This window comes from Listeria swaminathanii, assembly GCF_014229645.1.
Taxonomy (GTDB): Bacteria; Bacillota; Bacilli; order Lactobacillales; family Listeriaceae; genus Listeria; species Listeria swaminathanii.
The window spans coordinates 782740-809703 of sequence record NZ_JAATOD010000001.1 but is presented as its reverse complement, the minus strand read 5'-3'; the positions used below and the strand labels follow the sequence as shown (position 1 = coordinate 809703).

The 26964-nt window shown below is 37.0% G+C and carries 22 protein-coding genes; 4 read left to right on the top strand and 18 right to left on the bottom strand.

Annotation, left to right across the window (positions count from 1 at the left end):
* Position 1: 1 nt before the first annotated feature.
* On the bottom strand, positions 2 to 985 hold the full coding sequence (locus tag HCX62_RS04035; RefSeq protein ID WP_185638019.1) for a glycosyltransferase family 2 protein: 984 nt from the start codon (positions 983 to 985) through the stop codon (positions 2 to 4).
* A gap of 289 nt (positions 986 to 1274) precedes the next feature.
* Between HCX62_RS04035 and HCX62_RS04030 the strand changes: the two genes are divergently transcribed.
* Positions 1275 to 3281, top strand: a complete 2007-nt coding sequence (locus HCX62_RS04030) for a DUF6270 domain-containing protein (protein ID WP_185637115.1) — start codon at positions 1275 to 1277, stop codon at positions 3279 to 3281.
* A gap of 44 nt (positions 3282 to 3325) precedes the next feature.
* On the opposite strand, the gene HCX62_RS04025 is transcribed toward HCX62_RS04030, so the two are convergent.
* From HCX62_RS04025 to HCX62_RS03995, 7 genes are all read right to left on the bottom strand, one after another.
* Positions 3326 to 5407 (bottom strand): GW domain-containing glycosaminoglycan-binding protein, encoded by a 2082-nt coding sequence (locus HCX62_RS04025; protein WP_185637114.1) that lies wholly within the window; start codon positions 5405 to 5407, stop codon positions 3326 to 3328.
* Positions 5408 to 5635: 228 nt separating this feature from the next.
* Positions 5636 to 6643, bottom strand: coding sequence for an ABC transporter ATP-binding protein (locus HCX62_RS04020; RefSeq protein WP_185637113.1), 1008 nt, complete (start codon positions 6641 to 6643; stop codon positions 5636 to 5638).
* Positions 6644 to 6655: 12 nt separating this feature from the next.
* Positions 6656 to 7459: an ABC transporter permease gene (locus HCX62_RS04015; RefSeq protein ID WP_008947448.1), complete on the bottom strand. Its 804-nt coding sequence runs from the start codon at positions 7457 to 7459 to the stop codon at positions 6656 to 6658.
* A 281-nt stretch (positions 7460 to 7740) separates the two neighbouring features.
* Complete coding sequence (locus HCX62_RS04010) at positions 7741 to 8634, bottom strand: ABC transporter substrate-binding protein (protein ID WP_185637112.1); 894 nt, start codon at positions 8632 to 8634, stop codon at positions 7741 to 7743.
* Positions 8635 to 8790: 156 nt separating this feature from the next.
* Positions 8791 to 12231, bottom strand: a complete 3441-nt coding sequence (locus HCX62_RS04005) for a pyruvate carboxylase (protein ID WP_185637111.1) — start codon at positions 12229 to 12231, stop codon at positions 8791 to 8793.
* Between the two features lie 276 nt (positions 12232 to 12507).
* Positions 12508 to 13710 carry an FtsW/RodA/SpoVE family cell cycle protein gene (locus HCX62_RS04000; protein WP_185637110.1) on the bottom strand — a complete coding sequence of 401 codons (1203 nt, stop codon included), beginning with the start codon at positions 13708 to 13710 and terminating at the stop codon, positions 12508 to 12510.
* Between the two features lie 182 nt (positions 13711 to 13892).
* On the bottom strand, positions 13893 to 14174 hold the full coding sequence (locus tag HCX62_RS03995; RefSeq protein ID WP_008947443.1) for an Fpa/YlaN family protein: 282 nt from the start codon (positions 14172 to 14174) through the stop codon (positions 13893 to 13895).
* Positions 14175 to 14379: 205 nt separating this feature from the next.
* Here HCX62_RS03995 and HCX62_RS03990 point away from each other — a divergent pair, with 205 nt between their 5' ends.
* Entirely contained in the window at positions 14380 to 14610 is a 231-nt protein-coding gene (locus HCX62_RS03990) for a YlaI family protein (protein ID WP_185637109.1), read from the top strand.
* A gap of 31 nt (positions 14611 to 14641) precedes the next feature.
* Here the strand turns inward: HCX62_RS03990 and HCX62_RS03985 are convergent, their stop codons facing one another.
* The 3 genes from HCX62_RS03985 to HCX62_RS03975 all read right to left on the bottom strand — a co-directional run bounded on the left by HCX62_RS03985 (position 14642) and on the right by HCX62_RS03975 (position 18482).
* The gene (locus HCX62_RS03985; protein ID WP_230906304.1) at positions 14642 to 15502 is read right to left on the bottom strand and encodes a DUF5068 domain-containing protein; all 861 of its coding nucleotides are present in this window, start codon (positions 15500 to 15502) and stop codon (positions 14642 to 14644) included.
* Between the two features lie 176 nt (positions 15503 to 15678).
* Positions 15679 to 17517 (bottom strand): translational GTPase TypA, encoded by a 1839-nt coding sequence (gene typA / locus HCX62_RS03980; protein WP_003722695.1) that lies wholly within the window; start codon positions 17515 to 17517, stop codon positions 15679 to 15681.
* Between the two features lie 191 nt (positions 17518 to 17708).
* The gene (locus HCX62_RS03975; RefSeq protein WP_185637107.1) at positions 17709 to 18482 is read right to left on the bottom strand and encodes an inositol monophosphatase family protein; all 774 of its coding nucleotides are present in this window, start codon (positions 18480 to 18482) and stop codon (positions 17709 to 17711) included.
* A 130-nt stretch (positions 18483 to 18612) separates the two neighbouring features.
* Between HCX62_RS03975 and HCX62_RS03970 the strand changes: the two genes are divergently transcribed.
* On the top strand, positions 18613 to 19227 hold the full coding sequence (locus HCX62_RS03970; RefSeq protein WP_185575525.1) for a YktB family protein: 615 nt from the start codon (positions 18613 to 18615) through the stop codon (positions 19225 to 19227).
* A 200-nt stretch (positions 19228 to 19427) separates the two neighbouring features.
* Positions 19428 to 20372, top strand: a complete 945-nt coding sequence (locus HCX62_RS03965) for a magnesium transporter CorA family protein (protein WP_008947437.1) — start codon at positions 19428 to 19430, stop codon at positions 20370 to 20372.
* Between the two features lie 57 nt (positions 20373 to 20429).
* Here HCX62_RS03965 and HCX62_RS03960 read toward each other — a convergent pair whose 3' ends face one another.
* The 7 genes from HCX62_RS03960 to HCX62_RS03930 all read right to left on the bottom strand — a co-directional run bounded on the left by HCX62_RS03960 (position 20430) and on the right by HCX62_RS03930 (position 26962).
* On the bottom strand, positions 20430 to 20960 hold the full coding sequence (locus HCX62_RS03960; protein WP_185637106.1) for a DsbA family protein: 531 nt from the start codon (positions 20958 to 20960) through the stop codon (positions 20430 to 20432).
* Positions 20961 to 20980: 20 nt separating this feature from the next.
* Positions 20981 to 21253, bottom strand: a complete 273-nt coding sequence (locus HCX62_RS03955) for a UPF0223 family protein (RefSeq protein WP_185637105.1) — start codon at positions 21251 to 21253, stop codon at positions 20981 to 20983.
* Positions 21253 to 22206, bottom strand: coding sequence for a Rossmann-fold NAD(P)-binding domain-containing protein (locus HCX62_RS03950; RefSeq protein ID WP_185637104.1), 954 nt, complete (start codon positions 22204 to 22206; stop codon positions 21253 to 21255). Before HCX62_RS03950 ends, HCX62_RS03955 begins: the two co-directional genes overlap by 1 nt.
* A gap of 129 nt (positions 22207 to 22335) precedes the next feature.
* Entirely contained in the window at positions 22336 to 22647 is a 312-nt protein-coding gene (locus tag HCX62_RS03945) for a hypothetical protein (protein ID WP_185637103.1), read from the bottom strand.
* 187 nt (positions 22648 to 22834) lie between these two features.
* On the bottom strand, positions 22835 to 24238 hold the full coding sequence (lpdA, locus tag HCX62_RS03940; RefSeq protein ID WP_003722682.1) for a dihydrolipoyl dehydrogenase: 1404 nt from the start codon (positions 24236 to 24238) through the stop codon (positions 22835 to 22837).
* A 4-nt stretch (positions 24239 to 24242) separates the two neighbouring features.
* Positions 24243 to 25874 carry a dihydrolipoyllysine-residue acetyltransferase gene (locus tag HCX62_RS03935; RefSeq protein ID WP_185529562.1) on the bottom strand — a complete coding sequence of 544 codons (1632 nt, stop codon included), beginning with the start codon at positions 25872 to 25874 and terminating at the stop codon, positions 24243 to 24245.
* Between the two features lie 110 nt (positions 25875 to 25984).
* The gene (locus tag HCX62_RS03930) at positions 25985 to 26962 is read right to left on the bottom strand and encodes an alpha-ketoacid dehydrogenase subunit beta (protein WP_185637102.1); all 978 of its coding nucleotides are present in this window, start codon (positions 26960 to 26962) and stop codon (positions 25985 to 25987) included.
* Positions 26963 to 26964: the final 2 nt, after the last annotated feature.

Here is a 26964-nt window from a genome sequence, read left to right as displayed (position 1 = left end):
CCTATCTCTCGTTGATTTTATTTTCCTTACATTTCGTTTCAAAAACGTTCTCTTCAATCGTAAAGCGAGGACGTTCTTTGACTTGTTTGAAGATTTTTCCAATGTATTCACCTAACACACCAATTCCGATTAACTGGATACCGCCGATTAACCATAGAGAGACGATTAAAGAAGTCCAACCAGGTACAACCGCACCAATTATTTTTTGGACAATCGCATAAATACCCATGACTACACCAATCATAAAAATAACAGATCCAATAACTAGTAACAATCGAATAGGCGCAACGCTGAAGGAAGTAATCCCGTCCACCGCAAATAATACCATTTTCTTCAATGGATATTTGGATTCACCCGCAAATCTTTCATTTCGATTGTAGAATACTTTGGTAGATTTAAATCCTAATAATGGCACGATACCACGGATAAACATATTTTCTTCTTTATAACGTAAAAATTCGGTTAATGCCCGTTTGCTAAGTAATCGATAGTCAGCATGATTTGGAACCATGTTAACGCCAAGTTTACTCATAATTCTATAGAAAGCTAACGCTGAGTTTCTCTTAAAGTAAGTATCTGTATCACGTTTGTCGCGCACACCATAAACCACATCGTAGCCTTCATGGTATTTTTCTATAAACTCGATAATTGCATTCACATCATCTTGTAGGTCGGCATCAATTGACACCACACAATCTGAATAGGCATGTGCTTCTGTTAAACCTGCAAGCAACGCGCCTTGATGTCCGTAATTACGGCTTAATTTCAATCCTGAAACATGCTCATTTGATTCTGAGTATTGTTGTATAAGTTCCCAAGTTTTATCTTTACTTCCATCATCTACAAACATAATCTGACTTTTGTTGCTGATTGATTCACTCATCACTAATTTTTGTATAATATTTGTTAGTTGTGCAACGCTCTCACTTAGAACTTCCTCTTCATTATAACAAGGCACCACAACTGTTAAAAATGGTTTTTCCACTCTCACTACAACCCCTTACTGATATGCTATTCTATAAAATTCAGTATCTACAGCATATCTTATTTACAACAGTTTATCAACTATCTATACAAAAATAATCCACTGTATAGCCATTCTAAACCAAAATCCACTTACATTTTAATATCATTTTCCATCCCCTCTCAAAAATCAAAATTGCCTCCTAAAAAAACCAGGCTCAAAACCTCTAACTTTAATTAATTTTTGTAGGGAATTCTATTAATATATGCTAAAATATACAATAAGATAATTAAATTTTAAGGAGTTAAAGATGAAATTTTACATTAAGGAAATTCAGCTAATAGAATCTAAAACATGGAAGTTGCACGGTTTTTCAGATGGAAAAATCAGTAGTATACAAGCATACTACAACGAAGTCCGAGAATATAAACACCCTGAACAAAAGTTAGATATTCCTTTTACTCAAGATAAGAATTCATTTACAGCGCTTATTTCTGTTGATGAACTTGCCAATCTTTCTCTACCTAACAATCAAACTGTATGGAAATTCAAAGTAAATGGTGATTATCCGTACACAAATTTAATAACAGATGGACCTATTATAAATAAACCGTTCCAACCGGCTAACTCGCTTTACCAGTATCATTTTGATTTTCCAGAAGGAGTTTTGACACTTGTTAGTAAACCTATCGAACTATTTGCTTCTATAGAAAACTATACGTTAGATAAAGACGTTATGTCTGGCGCTATCAAAATCAACTCTTCCCTTCCAGCACACGAATTTAACGCAAAATTAGTTCTCAAACGCAGACCTACACCAAGTTTTTATTTATTCCATGAACAACAACAAGTCTTTGATTTAGGGGTTATTAATGATAATACGGTTAATTTCTCTGTACCAATCAAAGAGTTATCTGCTGATTTCTTAGTAGATAATACAAATATTCTTGATGCGATGATTGAAGTATCCTCTAGCAGTGAGCAAACCGGATTATCTGCTTTCTTGTCTATTAACCCAGATATGAAGCCTTCTATACCTAGAGAAATTGAAATAGGCGCACCACTTTTTGCTTCACTACGGTCTTATGTCACTGGATCCAATCGCTTATCCTTCTATTTCAAAAAGAATATTCAAGGATTAATTAGTTTAACACAACTTAAAGAATCAAAAAGTGATATTACATTACAATTCAAATTAGAAAGCAGCTTTTCAGATAGTCAAATTGTTGCAAAACGATTGGACAAAAAAGCGAATACATTCGAATATAATGTAGAACAAGTTTGGCCACTAAAAAAAGGGCTCACTAAATATTCTGCTCAAATTAGCAAAAAAGATTTCTTAGCTGGTCCAATCAATAAACCAGACGCGACCTGGGATTTCTTCCTGCGTTCCCAAAACATGCCCGACCTACCTATTTTGGTCCCAAATACGATTGAACTTGACTCCTCCGATTTCTTTGATATTGCTAACAAACAATTCAAGGCGCAACTAACAAAAAATGATTTCAATAATTTAGCTTGCCTTACTGTTGCTGCACCTAAGATTAAAGAAGATATAACTAAAATTGCTGTTATGGGAACTTGTTTTAGCCGTAATGCTTTTAATTCATCACCATTCTTTAATCCAGATTATAAAGCCTTTTTCGAATGTAATTTCACGCAGTTCCATTCGTCTATCATCAGTGTTATGACGAAACCTGCTGAACAAGTTAATTTAGATAAATATACCGATATCGCCAAAAGTGAAAAAGCGTTTGTAGTGGAAGATTGGAAAAAAGACTTCTTTACCAATCTCAAAGATTCAAACTCGGATTATTTCCTAATCGACCTTTATCCTGATGTCATTCGTCCTGTTATCTGGATAAACGATGAAACAGCGATTACATTATCTTATGTCATCGAACAAAGTCAGTTACTAAATGATATTTCTTATGAACGGATTTTAGACCATATTGATAACGAAGCGTTCTTTAACGAATGGAAAGGTTATGCAGACCAATTCATCGAAAAATTGACAGAAGTAATCCCTGCCGATCGAGTTATTTTAAACTTAGGTGGATTCACTACTTCCTATTATGACGAAGATGGTAAAGTTGTAACCTATAAAAATAAAATGGCTATTGAAAAAAATAATTACTTCTGGGATCGCCTAAATAATTATTTCTTATCCAAATTGCCCGAAGCTCGCGTAATCGACTTTTCTAAAAAGACATATATAGGTGATTTCAACTATCCATTCGGACATTCGTTTTCTCACTTTGAGTCGCCATATTACAAAGATTTCTTGAAAGAACTTATTTACATCACTAAATCTTAATCACATAAAAAAACCAGAGTGAGAAGCCTCACTCTGGTTTTTTATTATTTAACGTTTGTAAAAGCACGTTTATCGACCCAACCAACTATTTTGCCATTAACGCTCATTTGATAGTAAGTCGCGCGCGTTGTTTTAGCTTCACGCACTAGCTGTACAGTCTTATTCGCATAAGCAGTTGCTTGTCCGACGTTTTTAGTTCCAATGGTTCTATAAGGCTCTGTCCAGATACCATTACCTGGTGCATTGCTCAGTAATCCAGTCATATTAATAGCCTTATTATATTCAATAGAATCGTAAACATCAAAAGCTTTTTTATCTAGCCAGCCAATGACTTTACCATCAACACTAAACTCATAGTATGTTCCTCTACTTGTTTGCGCTTCACGAGTTATTTTAGTTGCTTTACCTTTATAGGTTGCTGCTGAAGTAACAAGTTTAACACCTTTACTCTTATAAGGAGTAGTCCATACGGCATTACCAGTTACATTTTCAACTACAGCGTCCATATTAACCGCTTTATTGTAAATAACGTTGTCGTATACTTCAAAAGCTTTTTGATCCAACCAACCGATTACTTTACCACCAGATTTAAATTGGTAGTAGGTTCCTTTTGGCGTTTTTGCTTCGCGTACAATTTCTACTTCTTTATTCAAGTAAGTTTCAGCTGGTCCGATTAATTTTGTTCCAGCTATGCGATATGGTTCTGTCCATACGGCATTACCACTCACATTTCTTACTGCTGCATCTAATGAAACTGCTTTATTATACTCAGCTTGGTCATAAAGCGTAATCGCGTTCTTATCTAACCAACCAATTGCTGTTCCATCAATGCTGATATTGTAATATGTGCCATGTTGTGTTTCTACTTGTTGGCTAATTTTCACATCTTTATTCGCATATTTAGTTGCTTGCGCTACAGAAGTTGTGCCTTCCAATTTATATGCTTTTGTCCAAATACCATTTCCTACTGGATCTGTGATTTGTCCATCAAGATTAACATTTTTGCTTGAAACAATGGAATCATACGGATAGATAGTAAGCGCTCTTTTATCAATCCAACCAATTGTTTTATTGTTAATGCTAAATTGGTAATAGGTTCCTTTTGCAGTTTGCGCTTCACGTAAAAGTTTAATTTCTTGTTGTGCATATGTTGTCGCATTCGTAACAAATTCTCTTCCGTAAACATTGTATGGTTTAGACCAAATACCATTGCTTACAGGCGATGTGATTTTAGCACGGCCAACGTTTACATTATCATAATTAACGCTATCGTAAATAGTTAGTGCTTTTGCATCTACCCAACCAATTACTTTACCATTGTATTTAAATTGATAGTACGTACCTCTTTTAGTTGTAGCAACAGATACTAAATCGATATCTTTATTAGCATATGTGCTAGCCGGGCTTACAGACTGCACGCCTTTCACTTTATACGGTAATGTCCAAACGCCATTTCCAGTTGGACTTGTAACAGTCGCTTTTCCAGAAGTGGATTTTTGAGTAAGAATTTTATCGTATAAAACATCATATTTGGCTAGATCATAATTTTCAATTACTTGAATTAAACTAGCACCATATGTTGGAGAAGTTGCATATCCTGCTTTTTGAAGTTCCATTGCAGCTACTTTATAGTCCGTTGCATCGACTACTTTTTTATATAAGTTTTTGTTCCAAGAAGTTCCATTCACTAATAAAAGTGTATGGTCTGTTACAGATTCGTTCCAACTAGGATATTTACGGAACTCAGCGTCAATTCTAATCCACTCACCGTTCACATATTCAGATGTTGTCATGATAACGGATTGTCCGTTGTATTTCCCTTTAATACCAAATAAATTATAACCTTTTGTAGCAAGTCCACTTTTTCCCCAACCAGATTCTAAAATTGCTTGAGCTAAAGTTATACTAGATAACAGATGATAATTCTCTTGAGATGCCTGGGCTGCAGGTGCTATTTTGTCGATAAACGCTTGTTGTGATGCTGTTGTAGCAGCTTCAGCGTCTTTAACGAAGGAATTTTTCCCAGTTAATGAATCTTGTATTTCTCCGCTGACCGTTGTCAAACCATACATTGGGACAACTAGCATTGGAATCATTACAATTTTCATCCACTTTTTATTTATCATTTTTCTCCAACCACTCCTTAAATTGCTTTACTGTCCTATATTTTACCAAACTTTATGCCATCGTAAGTTACAGATTCATTACAAAACAAAGGAAAAAGGTTTTAATTAGGCATTTGTTAATTATTTAGACAAATTTTTCACTTCATTTTGCGCTAAAATGCTTTACTTCTTTAAAATTTCTCATAAAAAAAACTTTCAAAAGCTAGCCAGCCTTTGAAAGTTTTTTTATTACTTTAGTTTTAAATCTTTATTCGCTACATGAGCTATTTGTTCGATTTGGTTCGTGGATCCTTCGCTGATTAAGCCTTTAAAGGATTTCCCCGTCGCCACTAATGTCCCGAACAGTACCGTTAATGCAATTAGAACCGTTAACAATATTTTATCGAACATTGTTAGCCGATATTTATTGGCATTTGGATTTGGATAAATCTTTTTTTGTGGCGCTTTTTGATGTTCTTTATGTTCTTTTTGATATTTTTTCTTATAATCGTTTGGTTGTTTGTTAAACCATTTGACAAACTCGTCATATTTTTGAGCAACTTCTTGTGCTGTGCCCATTTCTCTTATTTCACCGTGGTGCATCCAAATAATTCTGTCACACAAGCTTTTTACTTGACCAAGCGAGTGACTGACGAAAACAATGGTTTTTCCACGTGCTTTAAATTCATTAATTTTAGCTACACATTTTTCATAAAAAGTCTGGTCACCTACAGATAATGCTTCATCGATGACTAAAATATCAGGGTTAGTATGCACCGATATCGCAAAACCTAAACGAGAACGCATCCCGCTTGAATAGTTTTTAATTGGTTGATTAATAAAGTCACCAATATCTGCAAATTCGATAATACCTGGCATCAATTTGTTAATTTCAGAACTTTTCATTCCGTGCATAAGCAATTTCAAACGAATATTCTCATATCCTGTAAGTGGTCCTTTTAGCCCAACTGCAATGGCGATTAAAGAGGTCTCACCGTTGATAATGACTTCCCCTTGTGTGGGAGGAATAACGCCTGACATAATACTCGATATCGTTGACTTACCTGAACCATTGATTCCGATAAGTCCTACTGTTTCACCATCATGAATATCAAAAGATACGTCTCGTAAAGCCCAAAAGGATTGCATTTTTTGACTTTTCGGCATGAACAAGCCTTTAATCTTATCAGATTTATTTTGATAGAGGTCATATTCCTTCGACACATGTTTAAATGATACTTTGATATGTTTACCCATCTGTCTAACCTCCTATAAATAATCCACGAAACGTTCGCGGAATTTCATGTGTAGTGTCGCACCAACGAATAGTAATGTCAGTGTGATTAACCAGAAATACATCGTGTATGATGGAGATTCCCAGAAGCCTCTATTCATTAAGAATGTTTCTCTAAAACCATTAACAACATAGTAAATTGGATTTAGTTTAAGTAAATCTACTAGCCACTGCGGTAACATTGTTTCTAAATTCCAAACAATTCCCGTTACGTAGAAAAGCACACGCATAACAGACTGCAACATAATATAATAGTCTCTTACTAAAACACTAATTGTTGCGTTAAACAACGTAACGCTAAATAGAAACGCAATCATCGCCACAAAATAATACAAATACTGGCCCCAATAAATAGTAACCGGAGTTCCATTAATCGCAAGCAGGCCTAGTAAAATAACCATCATTGTAAAATAACTTGTTAAGTTAGAAACAATCGTTATATTAGGCAAAATACTCATTGGGAAATTCATTTTTGAAACCATGCCTATTTTATTATAAATACTATTCGCACCTTGTAAAATAACAGCACTAATAAAGAACCAAGGAATAATCCCAGCTAACATCCATTCAATATAGCTTGCGTCAGAGCCAGATTTTGCATTCATCCCAAATCCAAATACAAAATAATAAATAGCAATTTGGATTAATGGATTTAAAATCTGCCAAGCTAGTCCTAAATAATGGCTTTGATATGTAGCCTTATCTTCATAGCGCGCAATGCGAAATATCATTGGTAAATTTTTAATTTGTTCTTTAATAACTTCCATAACCTGTTTCACAAAAACACTTCTTCCCGAAAAATAATATGGTTTTAAAAACCAGATTCAGCTCACTATTCTTTTATAGGCAACTCCTCCACTTAAAACCACATACACCTTGTTTGTATTATTTGTCGTCTGTGTTGCCGTATTCTCGCTGTTTATGCATGATCTTCTAAGTGTAAATAGCTCTGCTTATTTAGCAGATTCCATTACTAATACTGTTTAGTAAAAAATCCACCCTATGTTAAATTACCTTAAAAGTCATTTTTTGTAAAGCTTCATCTACAATTTTTGAGGAATTAGTTTCCAAGAACGGCTTGAATATCCGCAGCACCTTCAAGTAATCTTGGTCCTGGACGGCTTAATTTATTCGCATCCATTTCGTAGATTTTATCATTCTTAACAGCCGGAATATCTTTCCACGCTGCACGTTTTAGAATAGTTGCTTTTGCATCAGGATATACAGATAGAATAATATCTGGTTTTAGTTCCACGACTTTTTCTTCATTGTAAGGAATAAAGCCAGTTTCAGTAACGATATTTGTACCACCAGCAAGTTCTAGCATTTCATTCATAAATGTCCCTTTACCTGCAGTATATAAATCTGGGCTAATTTCAATCCAAACTTTTGGAGAAGTTTTTAGTTCTTTTGCTTTCTTTTCAATGGCTACTTTTTGTTCTTCCATTGAGTCTGTTACTTCTTTCGCTTCTTTTTCTTTTCCAGTCAATTTACCAACCGTTGCAATTGATTTTTCTGCAGCTGCTAAATCCGTAGTATCTGGAACAACAAATACGTTAATTCCTGCATCTTTTAAAAGTTGATACGCGTCTTTTTCTGTTGCAAGCATGGATTCGTGACCTAGAACTAAGTCAGGTTTAATTGCAATGATTTTTTCTGTATCTACGCTTGTAGAAGTTACTTTTTCGATTTTTTGTGCTTCTTTTGGATAGTCGTCATAAGCGGTAACGCCTTTAACTTTGTCGCCTAAGCCTAGAGCGAATAAAATCTCTGTATTACTTGGCATTAATGAAACGATTTTTGTTGGTGCTTCTTCTAGTGTGATTGTAGTCCCTGTAGCATCTTTCACTTCGATTTTTTCTGTTTTCTCTTCTGGTGCCTTTGTTTCAGTATTCCCGCAAGCAGTTAAGATAGCAAGTAATAAAACTACGGCAATTCCTTTAAACCATTTCATGTATAAGTTCTCCTTTTTTTAGAAAAAACGGGTGTAAATATAGCGCTAAGTAATTCGAAAAGAAACGTCATTTTTGCTCCGTTTAAGTTTTCGATTTTTAAAGTTTGCTACTTTAAATTAGCGTCATATTCCCACCCGTTAATTATTTATGTTTTTTTAAATTCTGTTTACTTCAATTAATAGATCACCTGATTCGATTGTATCGCCATCAGACACATAAATGCTGCTGACTTCACCATCGAATGGCGCTTGAATAGTTGTTTCCATTTTCATTGCTTCTGTGATTAGTAGTGGATCACCTTTTTTCACAGAGTCGCCTTTTTTCACGACTACTTGAATGACTGAACCTGTCATTGTTGCTCCAACGTGTTCAGGGTTCGTTGTGTCGATTTTACGGCGTGCAATAACTGTGGATTGAACGTTCATATCTTGGATGTTAATCTCACGCGGTTGTCCATTTAATTCAAAATAGATGACACGTGTTCCATCCGCAATTGGTTCACCGATTGAATTTAGCTTGATTAAAAGAATTTTCCCTTTTTCAAGTTCTACTTCAATGGTTTCACCTAAGCGCATACCTTTATAGAATGTTGGTGTATCAAGGACTGTTACATCACCATATTTGTTAATCATTTCTTGATAATCTAGGAACACTTTTGGATATAAAATGTAGGAAATGACATCTTTTTCTGTTGGTTCATAACCCATTTTTTCTTTTAATTCTGCTTTGACATCAGCAAAGTTAACTGGCTCCATTAAAGCGCCTGGACGATCTGTAAGTGGCGTGCGTCCTTTGAGTACTAGTTTTTGAAGTTTTTCTGGGAAGCCGCCGTACGGTTGACCAATTTCCCCCATAAAGAATTCGATAACGGAATCTGGGAAATCAATGGTATCGCCTTTTTCGTATACGTCTTCTTCAGATAATTCATTTTGAACCATAAATAGTGCAAGGTCGCCAACAACTTTGGAAGAAGGTGTTACTTTAACGATATCACCGAACATTTTATTTACAACTGTATACATTTCTTTTACTTCGTCCCAACGATCCCCAAGTCCAACTGCAATTGCTTGTTGTTGAAGGTTCGTATATTGACCGCCTGGCATTTCATGAATGTATACTTCGGTTTGTGGTGAGTTAAGCGCATTGTCAAAGTCTTTATAATAGTGACGAACATCTTCCCAGTAATGATTGATGATTTGGGAATTTTGCGCATCTAAATTCGTTTGACGGTTACCATTAACTAATCCGTAATAAAGACCAGTCATGCTTGGTTGGCTTGTTGCTCCACTCATTGCGCTCGATGCTACGTCAACAATGTCAACGCCGGCACTGACAGCTGCAGCGTAAGTATAAATACCGTTACCGCTTGTGTCATGCGTATGAAGGTGAATTGGCACATCTACTGTATCTTTTAATTCCCCAATTAGGCGATATGCCGCTTGTGGTTTTAGAAGTCCAGCCATATCTTTAATTCCTAGGATATGCGTACCTTGAGCAACTAACTCTTTCGCCATATCTTTGTAGTAATCAATTGTGTATTTTGTTCTTGTGTCGTCATCGATATCTCCTGTATAGCAGATAGCAGCCTCTACGACCTTGCCTGCTTCACGAACAGCATCAATGGACACTTCCATACCTTTAATCCAGTTTAAGCTGTCAAACACGCGGAATACATCGACACCGGATTGTGCTGATTGCTTAACGAACTCACGGATAACATTGTCTGGATAGTTTTTATAACCGACAGCGTTAGCTCCGCGAAGTAACATTTGGAACATAACGTTTGGAATTTGTTTTCTAAGTGTTTCTAGGCGCACCCAAGGATCTTCATTTAGGAAGCGATATGCTACGTCAAAAGTCGCACCGCCCCACATTTCAAAGGAAAACATATTTGGTAATAAATGAGCCATTGCATCTGCCACTTGGAAAATATCTTTCGAACGGACACGAGTCGCAAGTAGCGATTGATGTGCATCCCGAAGTGTTGTATCTGTTAGGAGCACTTCTTCTTGTTTTTTCACCCAGTCAACAACGCCTTCAGGACCTTTAGCATCCAAAATTTGTTTTGTTCCTGGAGCGATTTGCGAACCGTATGGAATTTTCGGCAAACGTGGTTCTGCATAAACAGGTTTATCACGATGCTTAATTCCCGGGAAGCCATTCACAGTTACATTTCCGATATAACGTAGTGTTTTCGTACCACGGTCACGGATATGTGGGAATTTGAATAGTTCTGGCGTTGTATCGATAAAGCTTGTATTGTAATTACCACTTGCGAAATCCGGATGACGAACTACATTCAATAAGAAAGGAATATTCGTTTTAACACCACGGATACGGAATTCAATTAAGTTACGACGCATTTTGCGCGCAGCTTGTTCAAATGTCATTCCCCAAGTACATAATTTTACAAGCAAAGAATCATAGAACGGTGTAACTACTGTTCCTTGGAAACCGTTACCAGCATCCAAACGAACACCAAATCCACCTGTGGAACGATACGTATCTACTCGACCTGTATCTGGCATAAAGTTGTTAAGTGGATCTTCGGTTGTAATACGGCTTTGAATAGCAGAACCGTGAATATGAATATCTTCTTGCTTAGGAATAGCAACTAGTTGATCATGAAGCGCATAGCCATCAGCAATAAATAATTGAGATTGAACGATATCAATCCCTGTAATCATTTCAGTAATTGTATGCTCAACTTGGACACGAGGATTTACTTCGATAAAGTAGAAATCGTCGCCTTCCACTAAAAATTCAACCGTTCCAGCATTAATGTAATCAACGTTTTTCATTAATTTCACTGCAGCATCGCAAATACGGTTACGTAGTTCAGAAGTAATCGCATTACACGGAGCTACTTCCACTACTTTTTGATGACGACGTTGAATGGAACAATCGCGTTCGAATAAATGAACGATGTTACCATGCGTGTCACCAAGAATTTGTACTTCGATATGTTTCGGATTCATGACACATTTTTCGACATATACTTCGTCATTTCCGAATGCAGCTTTTGCTTCTGAGGATGCACGTTCAAAGCTTTCTTTGACATGTTCTTTTGATTCGACAACACGCATACCACGACCGCCGCCACCAAGAGAAGCTTTAATCATTAATGGGTAACCGTTTTTCTCGCCAAATTCTTCTACTTCTTTAATACCAGCAACCGGTCCATTACTTCCCGGAATTACTGGAATATCAGCTAATAGAGCTTGTTCTTTTGCTTTGATTTTGTCACCAAACATATCTAGGTGTTTAGATTTAGGACCAACGAAAATAATGCCTTCTTGCTCACAACGACGAGCAAATTCAATGTTTTCGGACAAGAAACCATATCCCGGATGAATCGCGTCTGCACCAGATTCTTTAGCAATTTCAATTATGTTTTCGATATCTAGATACGCATCAATAGGCTTTTTCCCTGCTCCAACCAGATAAGCTTCATCTGATTTATACCGGTGAAAACTTCCAGTATCTTCTTGTGAATAAATAGCCACTGTTTTGATTTTGAGTTCAGTACACGCACGCATAACACGGATAGCAATCTCGCCGCGGTTTGCTACTAATACTTTTTTAATTCGATTCATTTTTTTCCTCCTAACCAACACTGATCTGTTCTATACTTGATACGTTGCCTAAACGGACGAAACGATTATGTAGACTTTAAAAGCAATCCCTTTTTTTAGGCTGTAAAACGGTATATAAATTCAATTATAGTATTAAATACCATCAGATGTAAATTATTTTCTTTCTAAATATTTAAAACAATATCGAAAACACGAATAAACTGGCTATAAAACGCCAAAAACATGCGGTTAAGCAAAAAAAGAAAAAGCTACTTAAATAGCTTTTTCTTTCATAATTTATCGTCTTCTTTGTCGCTTAGGTTGCTCTTGTTTGGAGCCATCCGATTTATATACACGTTGATATTTAGTAAACATCGAAATATTTGCCACAATACCAAGCATCATCGATAGTACCATTAAGGACGAACCACCGTAACTAATAAACGGAAGCGTTACCCCAGTCAGCGGAATAAGTCCACTTGCACCACCCAAATTAATAAATGCTTGAATCGCAATTAAACTCGCAATACCATAACACATTAACGAGGCAAACGGATCCTTCGCCCTGAGCCCGGTCGTGATTGTCTTAAAGATAATGAAGAACAGCGCTAAAATAATAAACATCACCCCGAACACACCCAATTCTTCTGCCACTACAGCGATGATAAAATCGGTATGCGCTTCAGGTAAGTAACCTAACTTTTGCACACTTTCTCCAAGCCCTTGTCCAGAGACACCACCTGAACCTATTGCATAAAAGGAATTAATCAATTGATGCCCTTCCTTATCCGCATATTCAAACGGGTTCATAAAAGTCGTAATCCGAGCTACTTTTGTTGGAGAAACAATTTCATTTCTGATATTATCCGGTAAAGCAAACAAAATGAGGCTAAGACCAACAATAACGCCCAGCCCAATCCCGATTAATTTCATAATCGTTCGGAGCCGCATTCCAGAAGCAATAATAATACAACAACCAACTAAGAATATAATAAATGCCGTCCCAGTATCTGGTTGAATCGCAATTAAGAAACATACAAAGGCTAAATAGAATATTGGCGGTAAAACACCACGGTTAAAATCATCAATATAACTTTGTTTCTTCGCATAAATTGCTGACATATAAATAATAACAGCTAACTTCGCAAACTCCCCTGGTTGCAGTGAGCGCGGCCCTACAACAAGCCAACTATTTGCATTGTTTACTGTTTTACCAACTAAGAAAATTAGCAACAAAACACCAATAGAACCAAATACAATTAACATTAACACTTTATTATTTTGATAAACTTTAAAAGGTAAAAGAGCAAAAAGAATAAAGAAAATAAAACTAATTATAAAGTTCTTTACTTGACGTGCATAAAAATAATCTGCTGGTAAGCCTTTACCAATTGCTAAAGACCAGCTGGCACTATAAATCATAATTAGCCCAAATAAACATAGCACGATAAACACCGCAATAAATGCATAATCATAAGATTTTAAAATTCGTTTAAACATCGGCATCTTCCAATCCCTGAGAAGTTACTATCCCATCTTATTTTCTATTCTTCCTATTATAAAGGAAAAGACCTTCAAATGAAAAGAAGAATATCCTCCTCCTTTTGGCTCATTTTTCAGCCTTTTCCCTACCAAACAAAAAAAGATGCCAGAAAAAATCAGACATCTTTTCAATTAATTCATTATTTTTTACTCATGGACAGTTCATGTAAAGCGGACAATTCTTTTTCCAGTGTAGACATTAATTTCTTGCCTTCTTCTGGTTCGATTAATCCTAGGCGGGTTGCAAAGTTAATTTCGCGTGATAAACCATACATTTGTGTATCAAGAACTTCCTCATATGCTGGACATTGTGGTAATGTTAGATTATCCATTTGGACTTTAATCAACTGTAAGATTCGTTTCGCGTCTTGTTTTAAAAGCTCGACTGCCTCTTCTCTGTGATCTATCTTTTTGTTTGCCATCACAGAAACCCCCTATCATACGCCAAGAATAGCGCTTTATTTTCATCTTAAGGAAAACCTCAAGTAAAAGTTAATACTAGATAATAATAGTATAGCATAATTTATAAGCCACGCAAGCACGATTGAACTAAAATTTTTGAAAAATTCACTTTTACTCCCCTTTTTTGATAATCATGCTATAATACTTGTGTGAGGTGAAGATAAATTGAATGCAAAATGTATCCTATGCGAGCGTGTAGATGAGCTAGACAATCGCGAATTTAAAACAAAGCAATTACGTAACAAACCAATTAGAATGTATTTATGTCCTGAATGTGAACATCGAGTAGCTATTAATACTATCAGTCGCGTTAATTCTGGCCATTTCAATTTTCATAAACCAGTAGTAATGTCGAATAGTGAGTTAAAGAACTTAATAGAAGGTAATGCAAAATAAAAAAATCCGCCCGTTGAATGGGCGGATTTTTTTATTTTACTGGGAAGCTAGCAACAACGTCATCGCCTGCGTTAGAGGCAGAAACGCTTGCATCGAATTTGTCAGGATTTGGAACGCCGATTTTTGAGTCAGCTGCTAAATCGTTGTACACATCTTCTGTCATTGTGAAAGTTAGTAGTCCACGAGCTGTTTTTCCAGCAGTGAAAATGTTTGGATCTGCTTTACTTCCAATAAGATGGAAATTAGAAGGAACAAAATTATCTAGGCTTCCTCCAACGAATTCATTGGCTCCAACTAGTGTAATTTGGTCTGCTTTGTACATTTTGTCTTTAGAAGACGTATTTTTAATGGAGATGTCTAGCGTGATAACATAGCCATTTTTGTTTGCTAAATAACTTTCTGGATTACTAGCACTTACGGATTTATTAGCTCCAACAACATGTTCTACTTTGTATTGATTAACTTCAATTGTTAAATACTCAAAGATTTTTTCAAATGAAGGAGAACTTGATAAATAAGTTGTTGTGACTGTACCACCTAAAACAGAAGATACATTAGATGTTTTGAATCCTGTGGCAGATAATGAAAAGGCTGGTGTCGATGTATCTGTCGAACTACCACTATCATTACTATTACCGTTACTTTTTGCAGGTGCATTTTTTTCTACATCTGAGCTTCCTTTAGTTACTACGCCTTTATCATCTGTTACGGAATCTTTTGTTGGTTCGGCTTTCTTCGTGTCAGTTGTTTTCTTAGGTGTAGATGTGGTTTTTTTAGCTGTTGTTTTGGTTTCGTTGTCTTTTGCAGAGTTTCCATTTGCATAAACACCGACTACAACGCCTCCGATAAGAAGTACCACTAATACTGCGAGAATAATTATACGTTTTTTCATCATACTAACCACCTTTTCTACTTACTTCTAATATACCAAATAGCTATTCATATTACAATAGTGTTACAAATATATTATTTTATTCCCTTTTCTAGCAAAATAAAGCATAAAAAAACCAAATAGTTTTTAAAGATTTTTACATCTCTTAAAAACTATTTGGCTTTATTGAAAGTTACTTATTCAGCAGTTTTTGAACGTTTTGCTGCTTTTTCACGTTCGTTTTTGTTTAGAATTTTTTTACGTAAACGGATGGATTCTGGAGTTACTTCACAGTACTCATCTTCGTTTAGGAATTCTAATGATTCTTCTAGTGATAAGTGACGAGGTTTTTTGATTACGTTTGTTTGGTCTTTGTTAGCAGAACGAATGTTAGTCATTTGTTTTGCTTTTACAATGTTTACAGCGATATCGCCTTCACGATTGTTTTCCCCAACGATCATACCTTCGTAAATATCAGTACCAGGTTCGATGAAAATAGTACCACGGTCTTCTACTTGCATTGTTCCGTAAGTAGTAGATTTACCTGTTTCCATGGATACAAGAACACCACGGCTACGTCCACCAACGCGTCCTTTTTGGATTGGTTGGTAGCTATCGAATGTATGGTTGATAATACCATAACCACGAGTCATCGAAAGGAAATCAGTTGTATAACCGATTAATCCACGAGCTGGAACCATGAATTGTAAACGAACTTGGCCGTTGCCGTCGTTAATCATGTTTTTCATTTCGCCTTTACGTTGGCTGATAGATTCAATTACAGAACCCATGAATTCTTCTGGAGTATCAATTTGAACGTCTTCTACTGGTTCACATTTCACTCCATCAATTTCACGGATGATTACTTCTGGTTTAGAAACTTGTAATTCATAACCTTCGCGACGCATTGTTTCAATCAGGATAGATAAATGAAGCTCACCACGACCTGAAACTACCCATGCATCTGGGGAAGCTGTTGGTTCTACGCGTAAGGATACGTCTGTTTGAAGTTCTGCTAGTAAGCGTTCTTCAATTTTACGGCTTGTTACGTGTTTACCTTCACGACCTGCGAAAGGACTGTTATTTGTTACAAAAGTCATTTGTAGTGTTGGCTCATCGATACGTAATAGTGGAAGTGCTTCTTGGTGGTCAAATGGTGTTACTGTTTCACCAACGAAGATGTCTTCCATACCTGCTAGTGCAACTAAATCACCAGCTTTTGCTTCTTTAATTTCGTCACGTTTTAGTCCGAAGAAACCGAACATTTTCGTTACACGGAATTGTTTTACTGTGCCATCAAGTTTAATTAAAGCAACTGTTTGTCCTACGTGCATTGTTCCGCGGAATACACGGCCAATACCGATACGACCTACATAGTCATTATAATCAAGTAATGAAACTTGGAATTGTAATGGTTCGTCGCTATTATCAACTGGAGCTGGAATATGTTCGATAATAGTATCTAAAAGTGGTTTCATTGTTTCTTTTTGTTCTGCTGGATCGGAATCATAGCTTGAAGTTCCGTTGATTGCAGAAGCATAAACAACTGGGAATTCTAATTGATCGTCGTTCGCACCAAGTTCGATGAATAATTCTAATACTTCATCAACAACTTCTTCTGGGCGAGCAAAGTCACGGTCAATTTTGTTTACTACAACGATTGGTGTTAGGTTTTGTTCTAGTGCTTTTTTTAGTACAAAACGTGTTTGAGGCATAGTACCTTCATACGCGTCCACTACTAAAAGAACACCATCAACCATTTTCATGATACGTTCTACTTCTCCACCGAAATCGGCGTGTCCAGGTGTATCCATGATGTTTACGCGAGTATCTTCATACTTAATCGCTGTATTTTTCGCTAAAATTGTAATTCCGCGTTCTCTTTCTAAATCATTGTTGTCCATTGCGCGTTCTGCAACTGTTTCATTGTCGCGGAATGTGCCTGACTGGCGTAATAATTGGTCTACTAGTGTTGTTTTACCATGGTCAACGTGGGCAATAATTGCTACATTACGAATATCATTTCTTAAATTCAATCTTGTTTCCTCCTAAATTAAAAATCCAAACATTTATCGTGAAGATTAGCCAAAAGAAAGAGGAAAATAGATTTATTTTCCTCCGTCGCTATCGTCTCGTTTAAATCAACTTACCTATTATAGCATAGCTAGGCGGATTTGGCACGATTTTTATTTTCTGAAAATAACTTTTTTTATGTTGAGCGCTTTCTTTAAGGCAGGTAGTTATCTAATAAGGTTTGATGAATTTTCGGTGCGGCTACAATCGAACTTCCTTTTTCTAGCATATTGATTTTTTCACCATTTATTCTAGTGACAATTCCACCTAATTCTTCGACGATAATTTTTCCAGCCGCGATGTCCCATGGAGCTAGATTTGCTGAAAGGTATGCACCCGCTCGTCCCGTGGCTACATCCATATATTCAAGCGAGGCTGCTCCGTGTAAACGCAAGCCGCGGGATGCTTTTACTGCTTCCCACATCGTTGGGAATTTTCGTGTTACGCTCAAATTAGCAATTAATAATGTGTCTTCGAGATCAACAGTTGGATCTAGTTTAGGAATTGTTCTGCCATTTACTGTGGCTCCCTTTCCTTTTTCCCCGAAGTATAGTTCGTCACGCGATACATCATAAATATAAGCAAGTCGCCCTACTCCGTCTTCATAAACGGCAAGAGAAATCGCAAAATCTCGCTGCTGTTCGACAAAATTAAGCGTTCCGTCAATCGGATCAAGAATCCAAACAACGCCATTTAAATCCGTTACATCTGCCGCCATACCTTCTTCACCAAATAAACGATGATCCGGAAAATGTTCTTTAATTTGTTTGACAAAAAAAGCTTCTGTTTCTTTGTCCATATTGGTTACTAAATCGTTTCGGCCGGATTTTACATCAATATCTAATGTTTCTTTAAATGATTGTTTGATTTTTGCTGCGGCTTCCATAATCCATAACCTTGCTAAATAATCTATTTTTTCGCTGTCCATACATACACCTCTTCGCACTCTTTTTGTTTATTTTATCACAAAAATGAATTATCTGAATAGAACAAGATTCTTTCACTTAGAACTTAACTTCCGTATAATGAAACTATATGCAAAATTAGGAGGAAAACAGATGACTTTTAAAGGGTTTAGTAAGAAAGATTTTAAAACAATGCAAATTCCTGGGCTTGATGCACGTATGGCCGGAATTCAAAATGATATTCAACCGAAATTTAGAGCTGTTGGGGAAGAATTGACTACTTATTTAAGTGCCAAACTTGGCGATGAAATGTTTTTACATATTGCTCGTCACCAAAGACGTTCGGTTAATCCACCAGAAAGCACGTGGCTTGCGATTTGCCATGATAAACGTGGTTATAAAAAGCACCCTCATTTCCAAGTTGGGCTGTTTGATAATTATTTATTTATCTGGCTCGCTTTTATTTATGAAAATGAAGAAAGTGCCAAAATCGCCAATCGCTTTTTGAAAGAAAAGAAATTACTGGCTGACTTACCGGACAACTTTGCCATTTCCCCAGATCATACGGAAGAAAAAACGTATCCTGTGCATGACGGACAACTAGAGGCAACGCTTGAACGTTTCCGCGATGTGAAAAAAGGAGAATTTTTAGTTGGGAAAATTTATCTACCTGACGATAATCATTTGTCCCCAGGTAAAGACTTTATTAAAGAGGCTGAAATGGTGCTAGATGAGCTAATTCCGCTCTATAAGGCTGCGCTTCAATAAAAGATGTACAAATGACTATAATCTAGGTATAATGGTAGAGTTGTGAATTACTATGGTTTGAAGGAGTTGAGGAACGTGAAAAAGGAGCAGCAAACAGCAAGTGACCCTGGTCCACATCGAAGTATTCATACAGGTGATTTTTCACGGGAACGAAACTCTAACCGCGTGAAATTTACCTGTTAAAAAAGGAGGTAAAAAGCATGCATCAAATTTTCAAATCAGATGAAACTGGCAAATTAATTGAATTAGAAGAAGTGACCCGCAATTGTTGGATTAATATCGTTGCCCCTACTTCAGAAGAAATAAATAAAATTGCCGATAACTATGAAATTCCTTTGGAGTTCTTAGAAGATCCACTAGATAAAGATGAAAGTGCCCGGATTGAACGCGATGACGACTCGGATTCCGTTTTAATTGTCTGTGACTTTCCGGTAGTTGATGAAGATGATATTCATTACGCTTCATTTGAAACCATTCCGATGGGGATAATTATTACAAAAGACTATTTTATTACGATTTGTACGATTGATTCTTCTATTGTACAGTCATTTATTCGAAACCGGATTAAAGGTTTTTATACACATATGAAAACACGGTTCGCTTTGCAAATTTTATACATGATTTCGACTACGTTCTTGCGTCACTTAAAACGCTTGAATCGCCAAACAGATGAAATCGAAAAAGAATTACATGAATCCATGAAAAATAAACAACTTTATGATTTAATGGGGATTGAAAAAAGTTTGGTTTACTTTGTTACAGCCCTTAAATCAAACAAAGTCGTACTGGATAAAATGATGCGCCAAAATATCGTTAAAATGTACGAGGAAGATCAAGACTTATTAGAAGATGTTATTATTGAAAATCGTCAAGGTATCGAAATGGCGGAAGTTCACTCGAATATTTTGAGCGGGATGATGGATGCTTATGCTTCAATTATCTCGAACAATATGAATATCGTGATGAAATTCCTTACTTCTTTTACCATTATCTTGACGATTCCGACGATGGTGTTTAGTTTTTACGGCATGAACGTAAAATTACCGTTTATGGACACACCGATGGCTTGGATGCTTACGCTTGGTTTTGCTTTCGGAATTGCCGGAGCACTTGCGATTGTATTCTGGCGTAGGAAATTCTTTTAAATCTAATCAAAAAACGAATGTATTGCCTAAAATTTTAGGACAATACATTCGCTTTTTTTATTTAGCCAGTTCGCCGTCAAGTAACGCACGTAATTCTTCTGGGCTGATATGCTCATCAAAAATATGTTCACCAACAATAACAGTTGGTACAAATACAACATTTGCCGCGTTTGCTTCAGCAATAATTTTCTCTGATGCTGCTTTGTTATCTTGTTCGGTTAATCCTAATTTTGTTTCCATATAAGTAGCTACTTCTGAAAGTGACAGGCTACCCCATTCATCTTGCGTGCTATAGATTTTATTAATTGTTTCGCGCGTTTCTACAGGTTTTGAATAATCTAAGTAACGGTGCGTTACATTGCCACGTTGTAAAGATTCTTTTTCTTTATCAAATGGTTTAATGATTAATTCGATTTTTCCAGCTTGAATATATTCTGTTAGAACGTCTTGGGATTTTTCGTTCCACTCTCTACAGAATGGGCAACGTAAGTTAACGAATGACATCACTTTGACTGGTGCGGACGCTTCCCCTACGTGTATTCCTACTTCCGGTGTTACTACTTCTGCTTTAATTTGACTAATATCCATCAAAAATTTCCTCCTCTTAATTACGGTTGCATTTTTATTTTGCTTGTTGTCGCGTTTTTCACGAGCTGCATGACTCTGTAAGCTGAATATCCGCTCGCTTTTTCAAAGTCCATTCCGATACGTTTTTCTTCCCCTTTGGCAGGTACTACTTGTTTAAACGCGCGGTACTTTTCTTTGAGTTCTTGCGTATCAATGCCTTTTTCATATGCTCGTTCGATAGCTTCTAAAAATTGTACAACAATCGTCATTTCTTCGGTTGTCCAGTCTGGATTTAGTGGATAACTGTATTCCATTAACTAATCCCTCCTTTGTTAAGTTGCAATACGTCCAATTTCTCGGTGGTTTTTGTGGCGATTTGCTTTAATTCTTTTTGTTCATCATCGGATAAATTTAACTCGAGTAATTCCCTGACTCCTTCTGCCCCAATCACAGCCGGAACGCTAATAAAAACTGGTTGTTCCAGGCCGTACGCTTCTTTCACTTCAACGCCAACTGTTAGAACTCTCGCTTCATCTCGCAAAATGACTTCGGTTAATTCGGCAAGAACAGTTACGGTACTGAAACGGAAAGTACAGCCATCTTTATTTTCAAACGGGAAATCGGGAATTTTTGTCATCATTTTCGTTAAATTTTGTAAATCCTCTGATGTGATTCGTTTTTGTTCTTCGGCTAAATAGCTTAAAATTGGCTTGCCGCCAAGAAAGGCCCTACTCCAAACGGGAATGACATCGTGCGCATTGTCGCCAATGATATACCCGTGAACATTTTTCGGGCTAATTTTAAATAATTTAGCAATTTCTACTTGAAAATAAGAAGTGGCAAGCATGGTGCCAAGTGTGATAATTTGATTTGCGGGCAAACCAGAAAAACGTTTAATTAATGAGGCTACTACATTGCTTTCCGCGGTTGCGACTAAAACAATTCCTTGGAAACCTGTCGCCATCATTTTCTTCACTTTTTCTTTGATTAGCGCGACATTATCTTCAGTTGAAAATGAAGCATTTGACATTTCTTCTTGGAAAAATACAACAATATCAGCGTTGCGACAATCATTGAAAGTTCCTGTATGGATTGTGGCTGTTGCGTGATAATAGCTCGCATAGTCAAAATCTTGCACACTCGTTTTCGCTTGATCATCTATTAAGTATATCTCGGCTGGTAGCTTTTTTAAAAGAACTGTATGAATATAGAGATTTTGTAAATTGCTTCTGCCGATAACGACAATTTTTTTCTTCTTAGATGGCATTGTAGATCTCCTCCTCATCAAGTCTTCTACTGTTATTTTAGCATGCTTCGGAGGCAAAAATAAAATAACTTGACCACATAAATAAAAAGCATCGCTCATTCGCTTTGCTTTTTACAAAATAATGTTATTTTAAGCCATTTTACGTCGTTTCACTTTTAAATAATGCGTTGCAAAACAAAAGAAAATCGGTAGTACATAGCTGACGATAATAAGAATAATTACTTCTAAAATTCCTTTACCGATATAGCCACCAGTCATTTTTATAAAGCCTGTGATTGGAGTTTCGAGAATTTGAATAACCGAGCGCCATCCACCTGTATCATGCATATGATGAAAGAACCCTACTCCAAAGGCTATAATCGTCAATAAAAAACAAATTCCTGCTACTACATACGCAAACCAAAATAGAGCTTTCTTCCAAGTTGCTGTTTGTTTCTCCATTTTTTCACCTGATTCAATTAGATTTGACTTGTTACGTTCACTTGTTACATTATACTCCTTTTTTTCTAAAACGGGTACTTTAAATATTTCAAAAAATGAACTAAAAATTATTTTTGTGAAAATGTACACTTTTAACGAGAAATAAAAAGCGAAAATACCCGTAATGGATATTTTCGCTTATTGTTGATTACATGTGAATTGGGCGACCTAAAGCAAGTTCAGCTGCTTCCATTGTAAGCTCTCCAAGTGATGGGTGAGCGTGAATAGTAAGCGCGATGTCTTCAGCTGTAATACCTGATTCGATTGCTAAGCCGATTTCTGAAATAATATCAGAAGCGTTCATTCCGGCAACTTGTGCGCCGATAACTAGGCCATCTTCTTTACGAGTAACTAGACGAACAAATCCTTCAGGTGCATCTAAAGAAAGCGCACGACCGTTACCACCGAATGGGAATTTAGCAGCTTTTACATCAAAGCCTTTTTCTTTTGCTTCTTTTTCTGTTAAGCCAACTGTTGCAAGTTCTGGATCACTGAAAACAACAGCTGGAAGTGCTGTATAGTCGTTTTCGGATTTTTCACCAGCAATTGCTTCAGCAGCGATTTTTGCTTCATAGCTAGCTTTGTGAGCTAGAGGAACACCAGGAACGATGTCACCAATTGCGAAAATGTTAGAAACGTTCGAGCGACCTTGTTTGTCAACTTCTACTAAACCGCGTTCTGTTACTTTAACGCCAGCTTGTTCTAAACCGATTTCGTCTGTATTGGGACGACGACCTACTGTTACTAAAACATAATCAGCTTCGATAGTTTTTGTTTCACCATTAGCTTCATAAGTTACTTTAACGCCGTTTTCAGTTTCTTCCGCAGATTTTGCAAGTGCTTTAGTAACCATTTCAACGTTTTTGCTTTTCAGATTACGTTTAACTAGGGAAACCATATCTTTTTCGTAAGTTGGTAAGATTTCTGGACCACCCTCAAGGATAGTTAGTTCTGTACCAAGGTTAGCGAATGCTCCACCTAGTTCTGTTCCGATATATCCGCCGCCAATTACGACTAATTTTTTCGGAACTTCTGTTAGTGCAAGTGCACCAGTTGAGCTTAATACACGTTTACCATATTTGAAACCTGGGATTTCGATTGGACGAGATCCTGTTGCAATGATAACGTTGTTGAATGTATAAGTTTGAGCGGAATCAGGGTGAATCACACGCAAGGAATGATCATCCACGAAGAACGCTTCTCCTTCTAACATTTCTACTTTATTTTTCTTAAGAAGGCCTTTAACACCTGATGTAAGCTTGTTAACTACGCCGCCTTTCCATTCTTGTGCTTTTGTGAAATCTAGGTTCACGTTGTCCGCTGTAATACCCATGTTATCAGAGTGTCCAGCTTCTTTAAAACGGTGACCAATTGTGATAAGTGCTTTAGAAGGAATACATCCAACGTTTAAGCACACGCCGCCGTAATATTCTTTTTCAATAATGGTAACTTTTTGTCCGAGTTGTGCAGCTCGGATTGCGGCTACATACCCACCTGGGCCTGCACCGATGACTATGGTGTCTCTTTCTTCTGGAAAATCGCCTACTACCATTTTGTTACACCTCCATTAGTAATAATTCTGGATCGTTTAATAAACGTTTAATATTGTTCATTGCTTTTTGAGCTGTTGCGCCGTCAATTACACGGTGGTCAAAGCTTAAGGAAAGAGCTAGTACTGGTGCTGCAACAATTTCGCCATCTTTTACGATAGGTTTTTGTGCAATACGACCAACACCTAGGATAGCAACTTCTGGGTAATTAATTACTGGAGTGAACCATTGTCCGCCGGCAGAACCGATATTAGAAATAGTTGCGGAACCGTGGCGCATTTCGTCAGCTGTTAATTTACCATCACGTGCTTTTCCAGCTAGTTCGTTGATTTCATCAGAAATTTGGAATACGGATTTTTTGTCAGCATTTTTAATTACTGGTACGTATAAACCGTGATCTGTATCTGCTGCGATACCAACGTTGAAGTAATGTTTGTAAACAAGTTCTTCAGTTGCATCGTCTAAAGTTGTGTTAAGCACTGGGAAGTCACGAAGCGTTGCAACAAGAGCTTTCACCATATAAGGTAAGAAAGTAAGTTTGATACCTTTTTCGGCAGCCACTTCTTTGAAACGTTTGCGGTGAGCCATAAGTGCAGTTACTTCGATTTCGTCCATTAAAGTAACGTGTGGAGCTGTATGTTTCGAGTTTACCATTGCTTTTGCAATCGCACGACGAGTTGGTGTTAATTTTTCGCGTGTTTCTGGGTAAGCATCGGAGCTTGCAACTGGTTGTTTTGCAGCAGCTTTTTCTGCTTTTGGTGCAGATGCTTTTTCTTCTGTTTGAGCAGTTGTTGCTGCAGCTGGTTGTTCGCCGTTTAGGAAAGCATCGATATCTGCTTTGATTACACGGTTGTTTTTACCAGAGCCTGCTACTTCAGCGATATTAACGCCTTTTTCACGAGCATATTTACGTACAGAAGGCATTGCAATTACAAGGCCATTAGGATCTTTTTTAGATGATGGAGTTCCGTTTCCACCTGTTGCTGGTGCGGAAGTTGCATCGTTGTTAGCAAGTGCAGCGTCTTCTGCTGGAGATTCTGGAGTTGATTCGTGGCTTGCTTCTCCTTCAAAATCACCTTCGAATGTTACTAATACTTGACCAACTGTCGCTACTGTTCCTTCGCTAACTAAAATATCTTTAACAGTTCCATCTACTGGTGAAGTAATTTCTTCGACAGATTTGTCGTTTTGTACTTCAAAAATGGACTGATCTTCTTCTACTTTATCGCCCGGTTGAATAAACCATTTAACAATTTCGCCTTCATGAATTCCTTCACCGATATCTGGTAATTTGAATTCAAAGATTCCTTTTCCGCTAGCTTGAGCCGGTGCCGGAGTTGATTCTGTGGATTCTGCTTTTGGTGCTGCGCTTTCTTCTTCAGCGTCGTCTTCGTGACCTTCTACGCCATCAAATGTTACTAGTACTTGTCCAACTGTAGCAACTGTACCTTCTGCAACTTTGATTTCTTTAATTGTTCCTGAAACTGGAGAAGTGATTTCTTCCACTGATTTGTCGTTTTGCACTTCAAATAGGGACTCATCTTCTTCAATCTTATCGCCTGGTTGTACAAACCATTTAACGATTTCACCTTCATGGATACCTTCACCGATATCCGGTAATTTAAATGAATATGCCATTTTATTAAGCCTCCTGTAATTTCTAAGGTCCAGATAAACTGAACCTTAGTATAAAAATATTTCTTTCACCTTCTAAAACTCCCCATAAGTTTTAAAACGGTTATTATAAATTAAAATGCGATAACTTCTTTTACACGTTCGATGATATCGTTGTGATTAGGTAACCAAACTGTTTCTGCTTGAGAGAACGGGAATACGCTATCTGGAGCAGCAACACGCATAACTGGAGCTTCTAGAGAAAGGATTGCATGATCGTTAATTTCAGCAACGATATTAGCTGCAATACCAGCTTGTTTTTGTGCTTCTTGAACAACTACAGCACGGTTTGTTTTCTTAACGGAAGCAATGATTGTATCTACATCAATTGGGCTAATTGTACGTAAATCGATAACTTCAACAGATACGCCTTCTTTTTCAAGAGCTTCTGCTGCTTTCATAGATTCTTGTACCATTGCACCGTAAGTGATGATAGAAACATCTGTACCTTCACGACGAACAGCTGCTTTACCAATTTCTACTGTGTATTCGCCTTCTGGAACTTCTTCACGGAAAGAACGGTATAATTTCATATGTTCTAGGAAGATAACTGGGTCGTTATCACGAATAGCTGAGATTAAAAGACCTTTTGCATCGTATGGAGTGGATGGAATTACCACTTTTAAACCAGGAGATTGAGCCATTAAGCCTTCTAAGTTATCCGCGTGCATTTCTGGTGTATGAACGCCACCACCAAATGGTGCGCGAATTGTGATTGGAGCATTACGAGTTCCGCCTGTACGGTAACGCATACGAGCCATTTGACCAGCAACGGAATCCATTACTTCAAATACGAAACCAAAGAATTGAATTTCAGGAACTGGACGGAAGCCTTCAAGTGCAAGACCGATAGCAAGACCGCCAATACCAGATTCAGCTAAAGGAGTATCGAATACACGCTCTTCGCCGAATTTTTCTTGTAAACCTTCTGTTGCACGGAATACGCCGCCATTTTTACCAACGTCTTCCCCAAAAACTAATACGTTTTCGTCTTTTTCAAGTTCTACTGCAAGCGCATCTGTAATCGCTTGAATCATTGTTTTTTGCGCCATGA

What these genes read in the sequence shown, in the direction of transcription:
- HCX62_RS04010 (WP_185637112.1), bottom strand. Translation starts at nt 8,634, where the DNA reads ATGAAATGGTTTAAAGGAATTGCCGTAGTTTTATTACTTGCTATCTTA.
- HCX62_RS04030 (WP_185637115.1), top strand. Translation starts at nt 1,275, where the DNA reads ATGAAATTTTACATTAAGGAAATTCAGCTAATAGAATCTAAAACATGG.
- HCX62_RS04000 (WP_185637110.1), bottom strand. Translation starts at nt 13,710, where the DNA reads ATGTTTAAACGAATTTTAAAATCTTATGATTATGCATTTATTGCGGTG.
- HCX62_RS04020 (WP_185637113.1), bottom strand. Translation starts at nt 6,643, where the DNA reads ATGGGTAAACATATCAAAGTATCATTTAAACATGTGTCGAAGGAATAT.
- HCX62_RS03965 (WP_008947437.1), top strand. Translation starts at nt 19,428, where the DNA reads ATGCATCAAATTTTCAAATCAGATGAAACTGGCAAATTAATTGAATTA.
- HCX62_RS03975 (WP_185637107.1), bottom strand. Translation starts at nt 18,482, where the DNA reads ATGGACAGCGAAAAAATAGATTATTTAGCAAGGTTATGGATTATGGAA.
- HCX62_RS04005 (WP_185637111.1), bottom strand. Translation starts at nt 12,231, where the DNA reads ATGAATCGAATTAAAAAAGTATTAGTAGCAAACCGCGGCGAGATTGCT.
- HCX62_RS03950 (WP_185637104.1), bottom strand. Translation starts at nt 22,206, where the DNA reads ATGCCATCTAAGAAGAAAAAAATTGTCGTTATCGGCAGAAGCAATTTA.
- lpdA (WP_003722682.1), bottom strand. Translation starts at nt 24,238, where the DNA reads ATGGTAGTAGGCGATTTTCCAGAAGAAAGAGACACCATAGTCATCGGT.
- HCX62_RS04025 (WP_185637114.1), bottom strand. Translation starts at nt 5,407, where the DNA reads ATGATAAATAAAAAGTGGATGAAAATTGTAATGATTCCAATGCTAGTT.
- HCX62_RS03955 (WP_185637105.1), bottom strand. Translation starts at nt 21,253, where the DNA reads ATGGAATACAGTTATCCACTAAATCCAGACTGGACAACCGAAGAAATG.
- HCX62_RS03930 (WP_185637102.1), bottom strand. Translation starts at nt 26,962, where the DNA reads ATGGCGCAAAAAACAATGATTCAAGCGATTACAGATGCGCTTGCAGTA.
- HCX62_RS03985 (WP_230906304.1), bottom strand. Translation starts at nt 15,502, where the DNA reads ATGAAAAAACGTATAATTATTCTCGCAGTATTAGTGGTACTTCTTATC.
- HCX62_RS03960 (WP_185637106.1), bottom strand. Translation starts at nt 20,960, where the DNA reads ATGGATATTAGTCAAATTAAAGCAGAAGTAGTAACACCGGAAGTAGGA.
- HCX62_RS03945 (WP_185637103.1), bottom strand. Translation starts at nt 22,647, where the DNA reads ATGGAGAAACAAACAGCAACTTGGAAGAAAGCTCTATTTTGGTTTGCG.
- HCX62_RS03970 (WP_185575525.1), top strand. Translation starts at nt 18,613, where the DNA reads ATGACTTTTAAAGGGTTTAGTAAGAAAGATTTTAAAACAATGCAAATT.
- HCX62_RS03935 (WP_185529562.1), bottom strand. Translation starts at nt 25,874, where the DNA reads ATGGCATATTCATTTAAATTACCGGATATCGGTGAAGGTATCCATGAA.
- HCX62_RS03995 (WP_008947443.1), bottom strand. Translation starts at nt 14,174, where the DNA reads ATGGCAAACAAAAAGATAGATCACAGAGAAGAGGCAGTCGAGCTTTTA.